Annotated in this window: 13 protein-coding genes; 7 read left to right on the top strand and 6 right to left on the bottom strand. The window is 68.7% G+C overall.

Going from position 1 to position 15,209, the window contains the following annotated elements; all coding sequences use genetic code 11:
* Window position 1 precedes the first annotated feature (1 nt).
* Both hpnH and AB0I34_RS21480 read left to right on the top strand, forming a co-directional pair.
* Window positions 2-1,000, top strand: coding sequence for an adenosyl-hopene transferase HpnH (gene hpnH / locus AB0I34_RS21485; RefSeq protein WP_360447646.1), 999 nt, complete (start codon window positions 2-4; stop codon window positions 998-1,000).
* Window positions 1,001-1,028: 28 nt separating this feature from the next.
* Window positions 1,029-2,819 carry a 1-deoxy-D-xylulose-5-phosphate synthase gene (locus AB0I34_RS21480; RefSeq protein ID WP_360447480.1) on the top strand — a complete coding sequence of 597 codons (1,791 nt, stop codon included), beginning with the start codon at window positions 1,029-1,031 and terminating at the stop codon, window positions 2,817-2,819.
* Here the strand turns inward: AB0I34_RS21480 and AB0I34_RS21475 are convergent.
* Together AB0I34_RS21475 and AB0I34_RS21470 are read right to left on the bottom strand one after the other, a co-directional pair.
* Complete coding sequence (locus AB0I34_RS21475; RefSeq protein ID WP_360447478.1) at window positions 2,794-3,726, bottom strand: pseudouridine-5'-phosphate glycosidase; 933 nt, start codon at window positions 3,724-3,726, stop codon at window positions 2,794-2,796. The two genes, AB0I34_RS21480 and AB0I34_RS21475, sit on opposite strands and share 26 nt — an antisense overlap.
* Window positions 3,719-4,606, bottom strand: a complete 888-nt coding sequence (locus tag AB0I34_RS21470; protein ID WP_360447476.1) for a PfkB family carbohydrate kinase — start codon at window positions 4,604-4,606, stop codon at window positions 3,719-3,721. Before AB0I34_RS21470 ends, AB0I34_RS21475 begins: the two co-directional genes overlap by 8 nt.
* Before the next feature lie 92 nt (window positions 4,607-4,698).
* On the opposite strand from AB0I34_RS21470, the gene AB0I34_RS21465 reads away from it, so the two are divergent.
* Together AB0I34_RS21465 and AB0I34_RS21460 are read left to right on the top strand one after the other, a co-directional pair.
* Window positions 4,699-5,832, top strand: coding sequence for an ROK family transcriptional regulator (locus AB0I34_RS21465; protein WP_360447474.1), 1,134 nt, complete (start codon window positions 4,699-4,701; stop codon window positions 5,830-5,832).
* A gap of 80 nt (window positions 5,833-5,912) precedes the next feature.
* A complete protein-coding gene (locus AB0I34_RS21460; protein WP_360447472.1) occupies window positions 5,913-7,424 on the top strand; it encodes a DUF4832 domain-containing protein in 1,512 nt (503 codons plus the stop codon).
* Between the two features lie 19 nt (window positions 7,425-7,443).
* On the opposite strand, the gene AB0I34_RS21455 is transcribed toward AB0I34_RS21460, so the two are convergent.
* Together AB0I34_RS21455 and AB0I34_RS21450 are read right to left on the bottom strand one after the other, a co-directional pair.
* On the bottom strand, window positions 7,444-8,118 hold the full coding sequence (locus AB0I34_RS21455; protein ID WP_360447470.1) for a hypothetical protein: 675 nt from the start codon (window positions 8,116-8,118) through the stop codon (window positions 7,444-7,446).
* A complete protein-coding gene (locus AB0I34_RS21450; protein ID WP_360447468.1) occupies window positions 8,115-8,591 on the bottom strand; it encodes a GNAT family N-acetyltransferase in 477 nt (158 codons plus the stop codon). Before AB0I34_RS21450 ends, AB0I34_RS21455 begins: the two co-directional genes overlap by 4 nt.
* 95 nt (window positions 8,592-8,686) lie before the next feature.
* Here AB0I34_RS21450 and AB0I34_RS21445 point away from each other — a divergent pair, with 95 nt between their 5' ends.
* Window positions 8,687-10,996: a helix-turn-helix domain-containing protein gene (locus AB0I34_RS21445; protein ID WP_360447466.1), complete on the top strand. Its 2,310-nt coding sequence runs from the start codon at window positions 8,687-8,689 to the stop codon at window positions 10,994-10,996.
* Here AB0I34_RS21445 and AB0I34_RS21440 read toward each other — a convergent pair.
* A complete protein-coding gene (locus AB0I34_RS21440; protein WP_360447464.1) occupies window positions 10,980-12,584 on the bottom strand; it encodes a RecQ family ATP-dependent DNA helicase in 1,605 nt (534 codons plus the stop codon). The genes AB0I34_RS21445 and AB0I34_RS21440 overlap by 17 nt on opposite strands.
* A 111-nt stretch (window positions 12,585-12,695) precedes the next feature.
* Here AB0I34_RS21440 and AB0I34_RS21435 point away from each other — a divergent pair, with 111 nt between their 5' ends.
* Window positions 12,696-12,890, top strand: coding sequence for a hypothetical protein (locus AB0I34_RS21435; RefSeq protein ID WP_131515165.1), 195 nt, complete (start codon window positions 12,696-12,698; stop codon window positions 12,888-12,890).
* Window positions 12,891-13,022: 132 nt separating this feature from the next.
* Window positions 13,023-13,499 carry a hypothetical protein gene (locus tag AB0I34_RS21430; protein WP_360447462.1) on the top strand — a complete coding sequence of 159 codons (477 nt, stop codon included), beginning with the start codon at window positions 13,023-13,025 and terminating at the stop codon, window positions 13,497-13,499.
* Between the two features lie 86 nt (window positions 13,500-13,585).
* Here AB0I34_RS21430 and AB0I34_RS21425 read toward each other — a convergent pair whose 3' ends face one another.
* Window positions 13,586-14,305, bottom strand: a complete 720-nt coding sequence (locus AB0I34_RS21425) for a BTAD domain-containing putative transcriptional regulator (RefSeq protein ID WP_360447460.1) — start codon at window positions 14,303-14,305, stop codon at window positions 13,586-13,588.
* Window positions 14,306-15,209: the final 904 nt, after the last annotated feature.

Here is a 15,209-nt window from a genome sequence, read left to right as displayed (position 1 = left end):
CATGCCGCTGCGGCAGTCCGTCCGTCTGGGCGGGTACTTGATGAAGCAGAAGCTGCTCCGGCGGGAGAAGTTCCCGATCTTGCTGGAGCTCGAGCCGCTGTACGCCTGCAACCTGAAGTGCGCCGGTTGCGGCAAGATCCAGCAGACGCACGACTGGCTGAAGAAGCGGATGCCGGTCGAGCAGGCGGTGGCCGCGGTCGAGGAGTGTGGCGCGCCGATGGTCTCGATCGCCGGCGGCGAGCCGCTGATGCACAAGGAGATCGACGAGATCGTCCGGCAACTGCTGGCGCGCAACAAGATCGTCTTCCTCTGCACGAACGCCGTACTGATGCCCAAGCATCTGCACAAGTTCACGCCGCACAAGAACTTCGCCTGGATGGTGCACATCGACGGCCTCCGCGAGCGGCACGACCAGTCGGTCTGCAAGGACGGCGTCTTCGACGAGGCGGTCGCGGCGATCAAGCAGGCGCAGGAGGCCGGCTTCCGGGTGATGACGAACACCACGTTCTTCGACACCGACAGTCCGCAGGACGTCATCGACGTACTGGACTATCTGAACGACGATCTCGGCATCGACAACATGCAGATCTCGCCGGGGTTCGCCTACGAGAAGGCGCCCGACCAGGAGCACTGGCTCGGTCCTGAGGAGACCCGGCAACTGTTCCGCAAGGCGTTCGCCGACGGGCGGCGGAAGAAGTGGCGCCTCAACCACTCGCCGCTGTTCCTCGATTTCCTCGAAGGCAAGGTCGATTTCGACTGTACGGCATGGGCGATCCCGCTCTACTCGCTGAAGGGCTGGCAGCGGCCGTGCTACCTGATGGACGACGGGTACGTCGCGACGTACCGGGAACTGCTCGACGACACGGACTGGGACTCGTACGGGCGTGGCAAGGATCCGCGCTGCGCCAACTGCATGGCACACTGCGGCTACGAGCCGACCGCGGTCGTTGCCACGATGGGGTCGCTGCGACAGTCCCTGCGCGCAGCAGTCGGGGCATGACGATGTCCGGCTGCGCGGGGTGGCTTCGATGAGCACAGTGCTCGGTGCCGACGCGGCGGCGCGGTTCCTGCCCGGTCTGCGTGGTCCCGAGGACCTGCGCGGCTTGCCGGCCGACGCCCTGCCCACGCTGGCCGAGGAGATCCGTGCGGAGCTGATCCGGCAGGTGTGTCGCACCGGCGGACACCTCGGACCGAATCTCGGCGTCGTCGAACTGACGATCGCGGTGCACCGGGTCTTCCAGTCACCCGCCGACGCGATCGTCTGGGACACCGGGCACCAGGCCTACGTGCACAAGATGCTCACGGGCCGGTGGGATTCGTTCGGCACACTCCGGCAGTCCGGTGGACTCTCGGGTTATCCCAACCGGCTTGAGAGTACGCACGACCTGGTGGAGAACTCCCATGCGTCCACAGCGCTTGGACACGCAGACGGCATCGCGAAGGCGTTCGAGTTGGCCGGGAACCATGATCGGCGCGTCGTCGCGATCGTCGGCGACGGCGCCCTCACCGGCGGCATGTGCTGGGAGGCCTTGAACAACCTCGCCGCCGCACCGAGCCGGCCGGTCGTCGTGGTGCTGAACGACAACGGCCGTTCCTACGAACCCACAGCCGGGTACCTGCCACGGCACTTGCACCAGCTGCGCGACAATGTGGCCCGCGGCAACCTTTTCGAGGATCTCGGCTTCGCGTACGTCGGGCCTGTGGATGGACATGATCTCGCAGCGATGGAAGGCGCGCTACGGGCGGCCGCCGTACTGCGTCGTCCGGTCGTGGTGCACTGCGTGACGACCAAGGGCAAGGGTTATCGAGCCGCCGAGGAGGACGAGGCGGATCGGATGCACACCGTCTCGCCGGCCGCATCATCCGCGGCGTCAGGGCCGTCCTGGACGAGTGTGTTCGGCGACGTCATGCTCGAGATCGGCCGGCAGCGGCCGGATGTCGTCGCGATCACTGCGGCGATGCTGCGGCCGACAGGCTTGCACCCGTTCGCTGTGGAGTTCCCCGACCGGATCTTCGACGTCGGCATCGCGGAGCAGCATGCGGTCGTGTCGGCGGCCGGACTGGCGGGCGCGGGCCTGCACCCGGTCGTGGCGATCTACTCGACGTTCCTCAATCGTGCGTTCGACCAGGTGCTGATGGACACGGCACTGCACCACGCTCCAGTCACCTTCGTCCTCGACCGCGCAGGCATCACCGGTCCGGACGGGCCGTCGCATCACGGCATGTGGGACGTCGGTCTCTTCGGGTTGGTGCCGGGCGCCCGGGTCGCGGCTCCGCGTGATCCGGACCAGTTGCGCGTCCTGCTGCGCGAGTGCGTCGAGTGTGACGACGGACCGACCGTACTGCGCTTCCCGCGAGGCGACAGCGGACGGACCTTGGCCTCGGTCGGACGCTGGGGGAGTGCGTCCGTACTGCGCGCCGAGCTGGATGCCCAAATCCTGCTGCTGCCGGTCGGACCGCTCGCGGAGGCCGCTGTCGACGCGGCGGACGAGTTGCGGCGACACGGCGTACCGGTGGTTGTTGCCGACCCGCGCTGGTTGCAACCGCTCGACCCAGCGCTGGTGCAAGCAGCCGGACGCTTCCGGACCGTGTTCACCATCGAGGACAACGCACCGTCGGGCAGCTTCGGCGACGCGTTGGCCAGAGAACTACGCCAAGCCGGCGCCACCACCCAACTGCACAGCCTGACCCTGCCGGCCGACTTCGTCCCCGCGAGTTCCCGCAAGGACCTCCTGCACTCCTACGGCCTGGACGCGGAGGGCCTCGCCCACACGGTCCGCACCACTGTCCGAACTACTGTCCGAGCGAAGCGAGGGTGACGGCTACCCGGGCGGCGACGCCCGCGTTGTTTCGGGCCAGGGCGAGGTTCGCCGGAATGCTCTCGCCGTCCGTCTCCTTCTCGATGCGCTCGAGGACGTACGGCGTGACGGCGGGCCCGGTGACTCCTGCGCTCGCACTTGCCGCCAGAGCAGCGGCGAGTACGTCGGTGATCCGTGACTCCGGGATCTCGTCCTCGACGGGAATCGGGACGGTCAGCAGAACGCCGGTAGTGGGCCGCGAGCGGAAGCGGAGTACGTCGCAGACCACCCGCTCGTCGTCGGCCCGATGTGGAACCGGCAGTCCACTCGACCGGGTGTAGAACGCCGGGAACCAGTCGTGCTGCCAGCCCAGGACCGGGACGCCGACGGTCTCGAGGTACTCGAGTGTTCGAGGCAGGTCGAGGAACGCCTTGGCCCCGGCGCACACGGTGATGACCGGGTGGTTGGCGATGGCGTCGAGGTCGGCCGAGACATCTCCGCTGAGTTCGGATCCGCGGTGCACACCACCGATGCCGCCGGTGGCGAACACCGAGATGCCCGCCGCGTGCGCCAGCGTGACCGTCGCCGAGACGGTGGTGACCCCGACATCCCACCCTTGTGCTTGCGCCACGGCCAGATCGCGCTCGGCGACCTTCCGCGTGCCCTGCAGCACACGCTTCTCCTCGTCCGGCGAGAGCCCGACGTGTGGCCGGCCGTCGAGGATCGCGGTCACAGCCGGTGTGGCGCCTTCGTCGAGGACCGCTCGCTTGCAGAGTTCGAGGGCCTCGGCGTTCGCAGGGGCGGGCAGCCCGAGGTTCGAGAAGATGGTCGATTCGAGCGCGACGACAGCGCGTCCCTCGTCGAGAGCCTGCGCTACGTCGTCGGCCACGATGGGCTGGAAGGTCTGCACCCTGCCATTGTCAGTCACGAACAACTCCCTCTGTGGTCAAGGTGGCGCCGGGTTCGGTGAGGACCCGCCGGGCGAGCCGATGGCCGGCTTCCACCGCGTCGACAACCTCGCGGTGATTGAGCACCGCCGACAGGAAGCCCGCCGCGAACGCATCCCCGGCTCCAGTCGTGTCGCGTACTTCGTCGATCGCCGGCACCCGGACAGTGGCCGACTTGTTGCCGCCGGCATACACCTCGGTGGGCTCCACGCCGTTCTTGACCACAACCGTCGTACCGGAACCGGCGAGCTCCCGCAGGGAGCCGAGGCCGGCTTCGATGCCGTTGGCAAAGATGTACGTCGGCTGGAGCGCTCCGATCAGCGAGCGGAAGGTGTCCCGTCCGATCGAGTCGATGAGAGCGACCGACGACGCATCGATCGTGAGGATCGCGCTCTCGGCCCGAGCGATCTCCGCGGCTCGGCGGAGGACAGGCAGGGACGGTCCAGTCAGCGAGTACGCCGAGAGATGGACCGCCGCGGCACCGGAGATCCAGGAGTCCGGAACGTCGGCCAGTTCGGCCGCGGCACCTCGATCGGGGAACATCGTTCGCTCTCCGGCCGCATCCACGAGGATGACGATCGTGCCCGTTCGGCCCTGTCGCTGCACCTTGGCGTCAACGCCGACCGTGGCCAGGTCCCGTACGAGTGCCTCGCCGACGGCGTCGTCCCCAACCCGGCCGATGAACCGGACCGGCGTACCGAGGCTGCTCGCGAACACAGCGACGTTCGACGCCCCACCGCCCCGCCCGCGCCGGATCCGCGCCGAGTTGTCCGTCCCGGTCCGCAGCGTCCCCTCCGACCAGACCACAACGTCCTCAACCAGATCGCCGATACACACCAGGCGACCCTCGGCACTCGTCACAGGCTCATACCTCCAGTCCGGGTGGTACGACGCTACCCGCCGCGGAACTGCTTATAGTTATCAGGGAGTCCATCCGAACTCCGGGGGTCGCGATGACCGATGAGCCGAGCGGTGGCGATCTGTCCCGGCTGCGGCAGCTCAACGCACTGAGCGTGCTGCGAGTCCTGCGCGACGAGAAGCCGTTGACGCTGACCGAGCTGGCGAAGCGGACCGGCCTGTCCAGGGCCTCGACCCAGGACGTCGCCCGCGAGTTGCTGGCGCGTGGCTGGGTGGCCGAGTTGGCCCCGACCGTGGGCACCGTCGGCCGGCCCGCCCGTCGCTACCGCTTCCGCGCCGACGCGGGCCGGATCCTCGGCGTCGACATCGGCGGCCACAAGATCCTTGCCATGGTCACCGATCTCGAGGGCGTGGTGCTGAACCAGACCCGCGTCGCGGTGAGCCCGCGGATCGGACGCCGAGAACGCCTGGCAATGCTCGACGACTGTGTCATCACCACCCTCGCCGGAGCCGGCGTGACCCCCGATCGGATCTGGTCGACCGGAGTCGCCTCGACCGGACTCGTCGACGGCACCGGCAAGGTGATGCTGTCCGACTCCGTGCCGGAGTGGACCGGTGTCGACCTGGCCGCGCACTTTCGCCGACTCGTCCCCGGACCCGTCCGCGTCGAGAACGACTGCAAACTGGCCGCACTCGCGGAGTCCTGGCGTGGTGTCGCCCGGTACGCCGGGAACGTCGTGTTCCTGCTCGCCGGCCTCCGCACCGGTGCCGGTCTGATCATCGACGGCAAGCTGCACCGAGGGTTCGGCAACGCCGCGGGGGAGATCGGCGCGTTGCCGGCGGCCGGTTGGCTGCGGGCTCCGCAGCACCTGTACGACTGGCTGGGTGGTGGCGACGATGTGGAAGACGTGTTCCTCGCCGCCCGGGACGGGGACCGGACGGCGATCCGGGCTGTCCGCGGGTACGTTCGCGATATCGCGGTCGGCGCGTCGGCGCTGGTTCTCACCCTCGATCCGGAGCTCGTCGTGATCGGCGGCGGCTTCTCCCGGTCGGCCGACGTACTGGTCGAACCTCTGCGTCGCGAGCTCGACCGGTGGTGTCTGCGAACCCCCGAGATCAGGGTGTCGGAATTCGGAGCCGAGGGAGTCGCGCTCGGTGCCGTCCGGCTCGCGCTCGAGCAGGTCGAGGCCACCCGCTACGACGGGAAACTGCCCGTCCCGGCGATCTGACCGCGCCGAGCTCTTGACATAGTTTTCCTGGACTCCATGATTATTCCCAGGTCGCAGGATGCGTCAGGGAGGCCCCGCCCATGAGACGGTTCGTCACGATCATCGCCCTCGTCAGTCTGGTCTTCGCGCCACAGGCCGCCGCCGCGGCCCACGGAACCGGGCCGGTCACGACCCGCGACTATGCGTCGACCGATGCCGTCATCTCCAATCAGGAGCGCGGCTTCTACCACCACACCGAGACGCACTACCGCGCCGACGGCTCGGGCTACGTGCCACTCAACGTGGCAACGCTGCGCAACTTCCGGACGCAGGAGAACGTCACCCAGATCCTCCGGGTGTTCTACCTGGAGAAGTTCGCCGGCCAAGACACGCTCGACAAGGCGTACCTCGACCTGGTCCGAGCCGACTTCCGGACGATCCGCGCGGCCGGCATCAAAGCGATCGTCCGCTTCGCGTACGCCCAGCCGCCCGGCTGGCCGCCGACCATCCCGTACGGCGACGCACCGCTGGCGCGGGTCCAGAAACACATCGCCCAACTGACGCCGATCCTCCGGGAGAACGCCGATGTGATCGCGGTCGTCCAGGCCGGCTTCGTCGGGCTGTGGGGTGAGGGGTACTACACCGACTACTTCGCCGACCCGCAGGACCCGAGCCAGGTCTCGGACCAGAACTGGGCGGACCGTCGCGCGGTGATCATGGCCCTGCTCAAGGCCCTCCCGAAGGACCGGATGATCCAGGTGCGGACGCCGTACATGAAGCAGCGAATGCTCGGCGTACCGACTGGGGCAGCAGGCGGTCTCACCGCGGAACAGGCGTACAACGGGTCGCCGGTAGCGCGGGTCGGGCATCACAACGACTGCTTCCTCGCCAGTCCGGACGACTTCGGGACCTACCTCAGCGACCCGATCGAGCTCGACAAGGAATTCGTTGCCCAGGACACCAAGTACGTGCCCGAGGGCGGTGAGACCTGCGCGGTGAACTCGCCGCGGTCCGACTGGCCCTCGGCGTCGGAGGAGATGGCCAGGCTGCACTTCTCCTTCCTGAACACCGATTACCACCCCGACGTGCTGGCGAGTTGGGGCGACAACATCACGGTAGCCAAGCAACGGCTCGGCTACCGGTTCGCCCTCGAGCAGAGCACGGTCACGAACACCACCGGGCCGCTCGGCACGGTCGACGTCGGTCTGAAGATCCGCAACGACGGGTGGGCAGCGCCGTACAACCCGCGTCAGGTCCAGTTGATCTTCCAGGGTGACAAGCACAGCTACCGCGTGAACCTGCCCGCCGACCCGCGTCGCTGGCCGGCCGGCGCAACCACGACGCTCGACAAGCAGGTCTGTGCACCGGCCGTGCCCGGCAAGTACCGCCTGCTGCTCAACCTCGCCGACCCGGCGCCTCGACTGCAGTCCCAGGATCGGCTGCCGGGCTCCACCCAGACCTACAACTCGGCGTACGCGATCCAACTGGCCAACGTCGGCACGTGGCAGGCCGCGACCGGCTACAACGATCTCGGCCAGACCGTGACCGTCACCTCGCAGCACGACGCCGCCGGCGCCTGCGGAACGCTCCCGAAACCGGAGCTGATCCGCTGACGCCGGCGAACAGTGATCGTCAGTTCCTCTTCAGCAGTGCGACCGCCGCGATGGTCAGCCAGAGCGGGCCGGTCACGCCGGCCATGTACTGCGCCGGGCTGATCCCGAGGAAGACGGTGATGGCACCGAGTGCCAGGCTGGCCCAGGCCAGCCACGGGGCGACCGCAGCGAACCTGCGGCCGGCGATGCCGACCGCGAGCGCGGCAACTCCCGCGCCGACCCACAGCCAGGGCACAGTGCCGACCCAGTGCCCGAAGAACACCGCCGCCTCAGGCACCAGCCGGTCGGGGTCCTGAACGCCGAAGACGAACTCCGTCGTCAACGCCGAACCCATCAACAGGGCGACCGACACGAGCAGGAGGCCGTAGGCGGCCACCTGCGGGAGCAGACTCCCGGTCGGCGTCGCTTCCCTGAGCCGGCGACGGAGCCCGGCCGCGAACACGAGCAGGAGTACGGCGGAGATCATCGCGCCGGTGTGCATCACCAGCAGCGGCACCGTCTGGTCGGCGAGCTTCTCGGTGATACCGACCGCGTTCCCGGCGAGCTTGTCGTCGTAGACGGCGTTCGCGAGGCTCGACCCGGCGATGGTGGCGATACCGGCCAGGCCGGCGCCGATACCGGCGTACGTCCATCCCTTCCCCTGCGAAGGACGGAGCTGTTGCGTGACTCCGGTGGTGACTGATGTGGTGGTCATGCTGATTCCCCCTGGTGATGCGTGTAGTGCGGATCGGCGATGGGCCAGTCCGTGGCGATCCAGCGCGGTACGAGCTCATCGAGGGCTGCCTCGATCGGCCCGCCGACGAGCCAGTCGACGACCCACCACGAGATCTCCGCGCCCGTCCCGTCCTGGATCGGCGGATCGATGTAGACGCAGCCGAGCAACTCGGTCTCGCCGTTGTCGAAGAGCGCGTAGTTGAACGACTCGTGCCGCTCGATCTCCGCCTCGTGCCGGGCCAGGTCCTCACGGTCCTGCTCGGCGGTCATCGTCGCGGGCGGCCATCCCCAGGACTCGCCGTACAGCGACCAGAGCCGCTCCTGCGAACCCATCACCGCCTGCATGTCCAGGTCGACGTCGGTCGCCCGGATCGGTCGCAGGTGATGTCCTGTGGTCAGTGGCACCCGCACCGGGTGGCTCCACCCCTCCGGGAGCCATGCGCTTGTTGTCATGGCTCCAGACTCGGGCTCGAGCGCGCCACAGACCACGGGCAGCACTCGCACACTGCTCGTACAGTTCGGGGGCTGCCCGACTTATGCTGAGTCGCATGCCGGGGGACGGGGCCAGTACCGACACGCGATTCGGTGTCGTGCTGCGCACGCTCCGTGAACGCGCCGGTCTCACCCAGCAAGAGCTCGCCGAGCGCGCCGACCTCACTCCGCATGCCGTCAGCTCGCTGGAGCGCGGTACCCGGACGCGGCCGTACCCGCACACGGTTCGCTCACTCGCGGACGCTCTCGACGCCTCCGAGGACGAGCGCGCGTCGCTGGTCGCGGCGGTACGACGCCGCACACCGCCTGCCCAGCCCACGGCCCGGCCGGCAGATCTGGTGATCCCGCCGACGCCCTTGTTCGGACGCGACGAGGACATCACGGCCGTGGCCGAGCTGATCCGTTCCGGTGCCCGCTTGGTGACGCTCACGGGGCCCGGGGGAGTCGGCAAGACCCGGCTGATGGTCGCGGTGTCCGACGTCCTCGGCAACGACTTCGCGGACGGCGTCGTACGGATCTCCCTTGCACCATTGGCCGACGCGTCGACGGTCGTGGCCACGATCGGGCGCGCGCTCGGCATCGCCGGGATCGACGCCCCGGGCGCCTTCGACCTGGTCGCTGCCCACGTGCGGGACTCTCAGCTCCTCCTGGTGCTCGACAATTTCGAGCACCTGCTCAGCGCCGCGGTCGAGGTCGGGCACCTCATCGCGCTGTGCCCCGCGGTCACCGTGCTGGTCTCGAGCCGCTCACCACTGCGCATCAGGGGCGAGCACGAGTACGTCGTGGAGCCGCTCGGGCTGCCGTTGCGCGGGGCAAACACCGTCGACGAGCTCCGTGCCCATCCTGCTGGGGCTCTGGTGCTGGATCGAGCACAGTCGGCAGGAGCGCGACCAGCAGCGGACGACGTACCGGCGTACGCCGAACTGTGTCACCGTCTCGCCGGCTTGCCTCTGGCCATCGAGCTCGCCATCGCGCAGCTTCGGCTGCTGTCTCCGGCGGCACTCCTGGAACGGCTGGAGTCTGCTGGCACGTCGTCGGGAGCCCGTGACCTGCCCGAGCGGCAACGCACCATGCGCGCCACGCTGGACTGGAGTTACGGTCTGCTCGATCAGGAGCAGCAGCAGCTCTTCACGATGCTTGGCGTGTTCCGCGGCGGCGCCACGCTCGAGGCAGTCGAGGCCGTGGCGGAGGCCACCGGCGAGTTCGCCACCGGCGCTGTGCTGGGAGTCCTCCGCGAGCTCGCCGAGCATTCGCTGGTCCACGTCCGTGGTCCTCGCCTCGACCTGCTCGAACCCGTTGCGCAGTACGCCCGCAGCCTTCTCGTCGGCGACCGCGGCGCCCGGGTCGGGTCCGCCCACGCGCGCGTGTACCTGCGCCTGGCCGAGCAGGCGGCGGCCGGCTACGAACGCGCGGACCAGGTGGAATGGCTCGCACGGATCGAGCAGGAGGAGGCCAACATCCTCGTCGCGATCGAACGCTCCCTCGACGCCGGTGACGGTCCGACCGCGGCTCGCATCACGTGGTTCATGTGGCTCTACTGGTGGATGCGCGGGCAAGTGACTGTTGGTCGACGCCTTTCCGACCAGTGCCTGACGGTCGACCTCCCGCCGTGGGAACGCAGCCGTGCCAACCTCGCCGCGGCCACCATGGCGTACGCCGGCGGCGACCACGCGGCCGCCGCGGCGTACTGGGCCGAGGCAGACCGGGTGGCGGCCGACCAGGACGACCCGGAGGTCCGCAGCAAGGCCCGTGCCGGCGTTGGGCTCTCTGCCCTCGCCGACGGCGACCTGGACACCGCCGAGAGTTGTTTCCGGGCCGCCCTCGACTTCGCGCTCGCGGATCGCGGGTCGGAGTGGATGGCCTCGCTCGTTCACGTCTGGCTCGGAGGAGTGCACCTGCTGCGCGGCGAACCGGCCACCGCGGTTCCGGAGATCGAGCGCGGTCTCCGGCTGGCCCGAACGCGCGGCGACCGACTGTCGACGTACGTTGCCCTGTACAACCTTTCGCAGGCTGCGCTCGCACTGGGCGACTACGCACTTGCTCGCGATCGCGTCAGGGAAGGAATCACGCTCTCGCGGGACATTCGCGACCTCGCCAACCTGGCGTACTTCGTGGAGACCCTCGCCGTCATCGAGTCGCGAGAAGGCGGCCACCTTCGGGTCGCCACCCTTCTTGGGGCGGCCACCGGTCTGCGGGAGACAGTCGGCGCTGACGTCTATGCCTTCTACCTCCCCGACGAGCACCTCCGGGCCGCGGCCGAGCAGTCGGCGCGGACAGCCCTCGGCGAGGAGGCGTACGACGACGCCGTTGACGCCGGCCGATCACTGGATCCTTCCGCCGTCGCGGAGCTCACGACTCAGGTTTGAGCAGGTGGTTGTGGATCATGAAGGCGGTCCGGAGTTCCTTGTAGCCGACTCGGTCGAAGAGGACCGTCATTGCATTGCCGGTGTAGTGTTCGACCTGGCCGGGACCGAAGGTGGGGTGGGTCACTCTGCTGCCGACCGGGAAGGGTTGGTCGGCGGCTGGGGTCGCGGTGCGGCCGGCGAGGTCGTTGTCGCAGTTACCGCACGGGCCGTCGTACCGCTCGCCGAAATAGCTGAGCAGCCATTCGCGACGACAGCCGCCGTACTCCGCGTACGCCGCCATCATCTCGACGCGGGAACGGGCGGCCTCGCGGCGATCGTGCTCGACTGCCGAGGCGGCGGCGACGGCCCGGTCGACGTCGACTCGGGCGGACAGGTGGAAACGGTGGTTGACGGCAACCATCCGGGCATCCGTCAGCCGCCCGAGAGCGCGTTCGACCCGGGCCGGACTGAGGCCGCTCGCGGCGGCCAGTTCGGGGATGTCCGCCGGGCGGTGCTCGTCGATCGCCGTGGCAACGGCGAGGAGGTCTGCGTCGGTGACCCCTCCGGAGGCGAAGAACCGGTTGAGGCCGAGGTTGGCGTGGCGGTAGAAGAGTTCGATGTCGGCCGGTTCGCCGTCGCGGCCGGCGCGCCCGATCTCCTGGTAGTACGCGTCGATCGAGCCCGGTGCCTCGGCATGGCTGACCCAGCGGATGCCCGGTTTGTCGATGCCCATCCCGAAGGCGATCGTGGCGACGACGACCCGGCAGTGGTCGGCGAGGAAGCTGTCCTGCACCTCGCGGCGTTGCTTGGCCGACAGTCCCGCGTGGTACGCCTGCGCCGGGACGCCCGCGATCGCCAACTCGTGCGCCAGGTCCTCCGCGTGGCGATGCGTGGCGACGTACACGATGCCTGGTCCGCGCGATGACCGGACATGGCTGAGCAGCCGGCGGTTCTTGGTCTCGTCGTCGGCGAAGGTGAACACCGCGAGATTGAGGTTCGGCCGATCGAAACCGCCGACCACCACGGCCGGGTCGCGCATCTCCAGCCGGTGGATGATCTCCTTGCGCACCGGTGGGGCAGCAGTCGCGGTCAACGCGAGGACCGGCGGCCGCTGCATCGCGCGGATGGCGGCGGAGAGCCGCAAGTAGTCGGGGCGGAAGTCCTGGCCCCACTCGCTCACGAGGTGGGCCTCGTCGACGGCCACGAGCCGCGGCCGGGACGCGGCCAGCAGGTCGAGTACGTCGGGATGCGTGAGCTGCTCCGGCGACAGGAGCACGAATCCGGGCCGGTCGTTGGACAGCATGTCGTGGGCCATCCGGCGGCCGGCGGAATCGCTCGCATTCAACTCCGCGACCTCGACGCCTGCGGGGTGTTCGGACAACGCCCGCAGTTGATCGCGTTGGAGAGCCACCAACGGGCTCAGCACGATCGTCACTCCACCCAGCGCGAGCCCGGCCAACTGGTAGATCGCGGTCTTCCCGGTCCCGGTGGCAAGTACGGCGAGCGTGTCCTTCCCGTCGAGCACCGCCCGGACCGACTCCTCCTGCCCCGGCCGCAACGAGTCGAACGCCAATCGCTCCCGAGCCAGCGCGGCAACATCAACAGACACCCGCACATCATCCACCACCGGCGCGAGGACTGGTGACGAACGTTCCCGGGTACATGTCCTGGGTGGGCGGTCAGTGGCTCGCAGTGATCGCCATGCCCAGGAGGTGTGACTATGAACCAGCACCGGATGGTTCTCGAGGCGGACAACGGAGCTGAGCTTCTGTTCGTCTGCCCGTACGACGGTTGTGGTCGTCGCCTGGTGCTCAAGCGGTCGGGCGGACTGACTGTGCTCGACCGAGGTGACTTCTTCGCGCTGCACTCCGGCGGCACCCAGGGCCTCGAGATCGAGGCCGGAATCGGCGGCTGACCTGCGCGTTTCCGCTTAGTCAAGACTGAGCGCCGCCGCTCAGCGCTACTGTGGCGGTTCACTCAGCGTTGCCCTGCACTCTCTGCGTGAGGCGAGCCCATCCCGGGCCGCCCACCCACTTGGGGAGATGTCATGCAGCAGTTCGATCCCAACATTCCCGGCCTGATCCAGGGCGAAGTCACCATCGTCACGATCATCGACCCCGCCGGCGAGTTCCCGCCGTTCCAGGTCGGCAACCATGTCCTGGACCGCACTGACGCGTTCAAGATCAGCGTGAAGTGGGAGGTCACCGGTCCGCTGCGGCCACTGTGGCTGGCCGCCCTCGGTGGCCAGTGGAACGTCCAGGCGTTCGCCGAGTCCTTGGGCGGTGGCCCGGAGATTCTGCTGGCCGCCGACAACACCGTGAACGCCGACCCGGCCGTCTCGAACTACGCCGTCGAGCTCAACGTTCCGCCGAACACCTTGGACGAGGGGAACCCTCGCAGCCAGGTCAGCGGGATCTACAAAGTGGTGGTCTCGGTGTTCCTCGACAGCAACCTGGGCACCCCGGGGTTCGACATGACCGGGTTCAACGAGGGTCCGATCATCCAGGTCGAGGACCCGCAGTGACCGTGGGACGCACGCCGAGCGGCCTCCGGCTCTGACACTCGCGTAGCGGACCGGGTCGCGTCTCCGAGCCAGGGGACGCGGCCCGGTCAGCGGAGCTTGGCCAGTTCCGCCGCGGAACCGTTCCGGATCACGTCGTAGAGAACGGTGGTGTCGGGTGTAGGGCTGGCGTCGATCGTGACCCGCAGGATCCGCGTGCAGAACTCGTACTGCCGCACCGCCTGATAGGTCCGTCCCTGGGCTGCGTAGCACCGCATCAGGAGTCGGTGCGCGTCCTCGCGGCACGGGTCGATGTCCAGCATCCGATGCGCGGTGGCAATGCAGTCATCCACTCGGCCATCGGCCAAGTCGATGCGGCTCAACCGGTCCAGTGCGTCGACCAGCTTGATACGCAGGCTCTCCCGCGGCAGCAAGGTCCATTGCTCGAACGGCGCATCCGCGGCGAAATCGCCACTGTAGAGCGCAATCGCCTGCTGGTACGCCGTTCTGGCCTCCTCGTGAAGGTGCGCCCGCTCAGCCGCGGCGGCGGTACGCAGTCCGTGCTCGAAGGTCTCGACATCGACCTCGACGAGCAGGTCCGGGTTGAGCCGGTACCGGCCGTCGGCGTACTCCACGAGGTTGAGAGCGGTGACGTCGAGGAAGGCGCGACGCAGGCCGCTGACCGCCACCTGCAGCCGGTTGCGTGCGGCGGACGTCGGCACGTCGCGCCAGAACTCCTCGAGCAACTCGTCCCTGGCACAGGCGTGATGCCGGCGGGAGAGCAGATACCGAAGGACGCTCGTACCTCTCTGGCCGTTCCAGGACGTCACTGGCGAGCCATCGACCCGCACCTCGAGAGGGCCGAGCAGCCGCGCTTCGAGCAGACCTTGGCGCGGGGACCGTTCGGACGGCGGGGGAGCTGTGCAGGCTCTCCGGGTCCGCCGGCACCGGTCGTTCGCTACTGAACCAGCGTCGCTTGGTCTCCGTCGGCCGGGTCAGTTCTCGCCGAAGGGATGGACGCCAGATCGGGCGCAACCAACCCCACTGCTGCTCCATCGGGACCAGCCACGGTCGAAGCTGGCCGGAGGCGATCGGGCCGGTGCTCATCTGCGGATGCCAATAGCCGACAGTCAGCGCGACCTGCAGAGCGCTCCGCTGATCTGGTGTCAGTTGCTCGAGTAATCCCGCGGTGAGGCGGCCGAGTAGCGATGACAGGCTGTGTGAGGAGCCGAGCGCCTCGTCGACTGCGTCCGGCGACCACAGCTGTGCGGCGGTCAGTACGTCTCCGAGAACAGCCGCGTGGCGACCGGCGTACCTGAGTAGACGTGCCCGGCTCTGGGCTGACCAGTACTCCTCGAGAGCGGCTTCGTCGACCAGATCGGACGCGGGCACCACGCAGTCCGGTCCGCGGCCGAGCTGAGGATGCAACCAGCCCTCGGCGACCACCACCATCCTGACGCCCCGATCGATGACGGCCGGCCGGATCGCCTTGACCAGCCGGGCGACGCCCGGAGTCATTCGGCTGCCGAGCTCGAGCACGATGACGGCGCCTTCCGGTGCTCCTTGGATCTCGGCGCCGAGTCGAGCAGCCGGCAGTCGCCCGGTCTCCGGCTCGGCAGGTGACCAGCGATGCTTGCAGGCCGCGGCCAAGGACTGCGCCAGTTCCGTCGGGCGTACGTCGTCGGCGCGCAACCAGACGCAATCGTGCAGCCGCTGCCAACTGTCGACCACGCC

It is taken from the genome of Kribbella sp. NPDC050281 (assembly GCF_040655855.1).
Classification (GTDB): Bacteria; Actinomycetota; Actinomycetes; order Propionibacteriales; family Kribbellaceae; genus Kribbella.
Note: the sequence above shows the minus strand (reverse complement) of the source record. Positions and strands in the feature narration are given on the sequence as shown.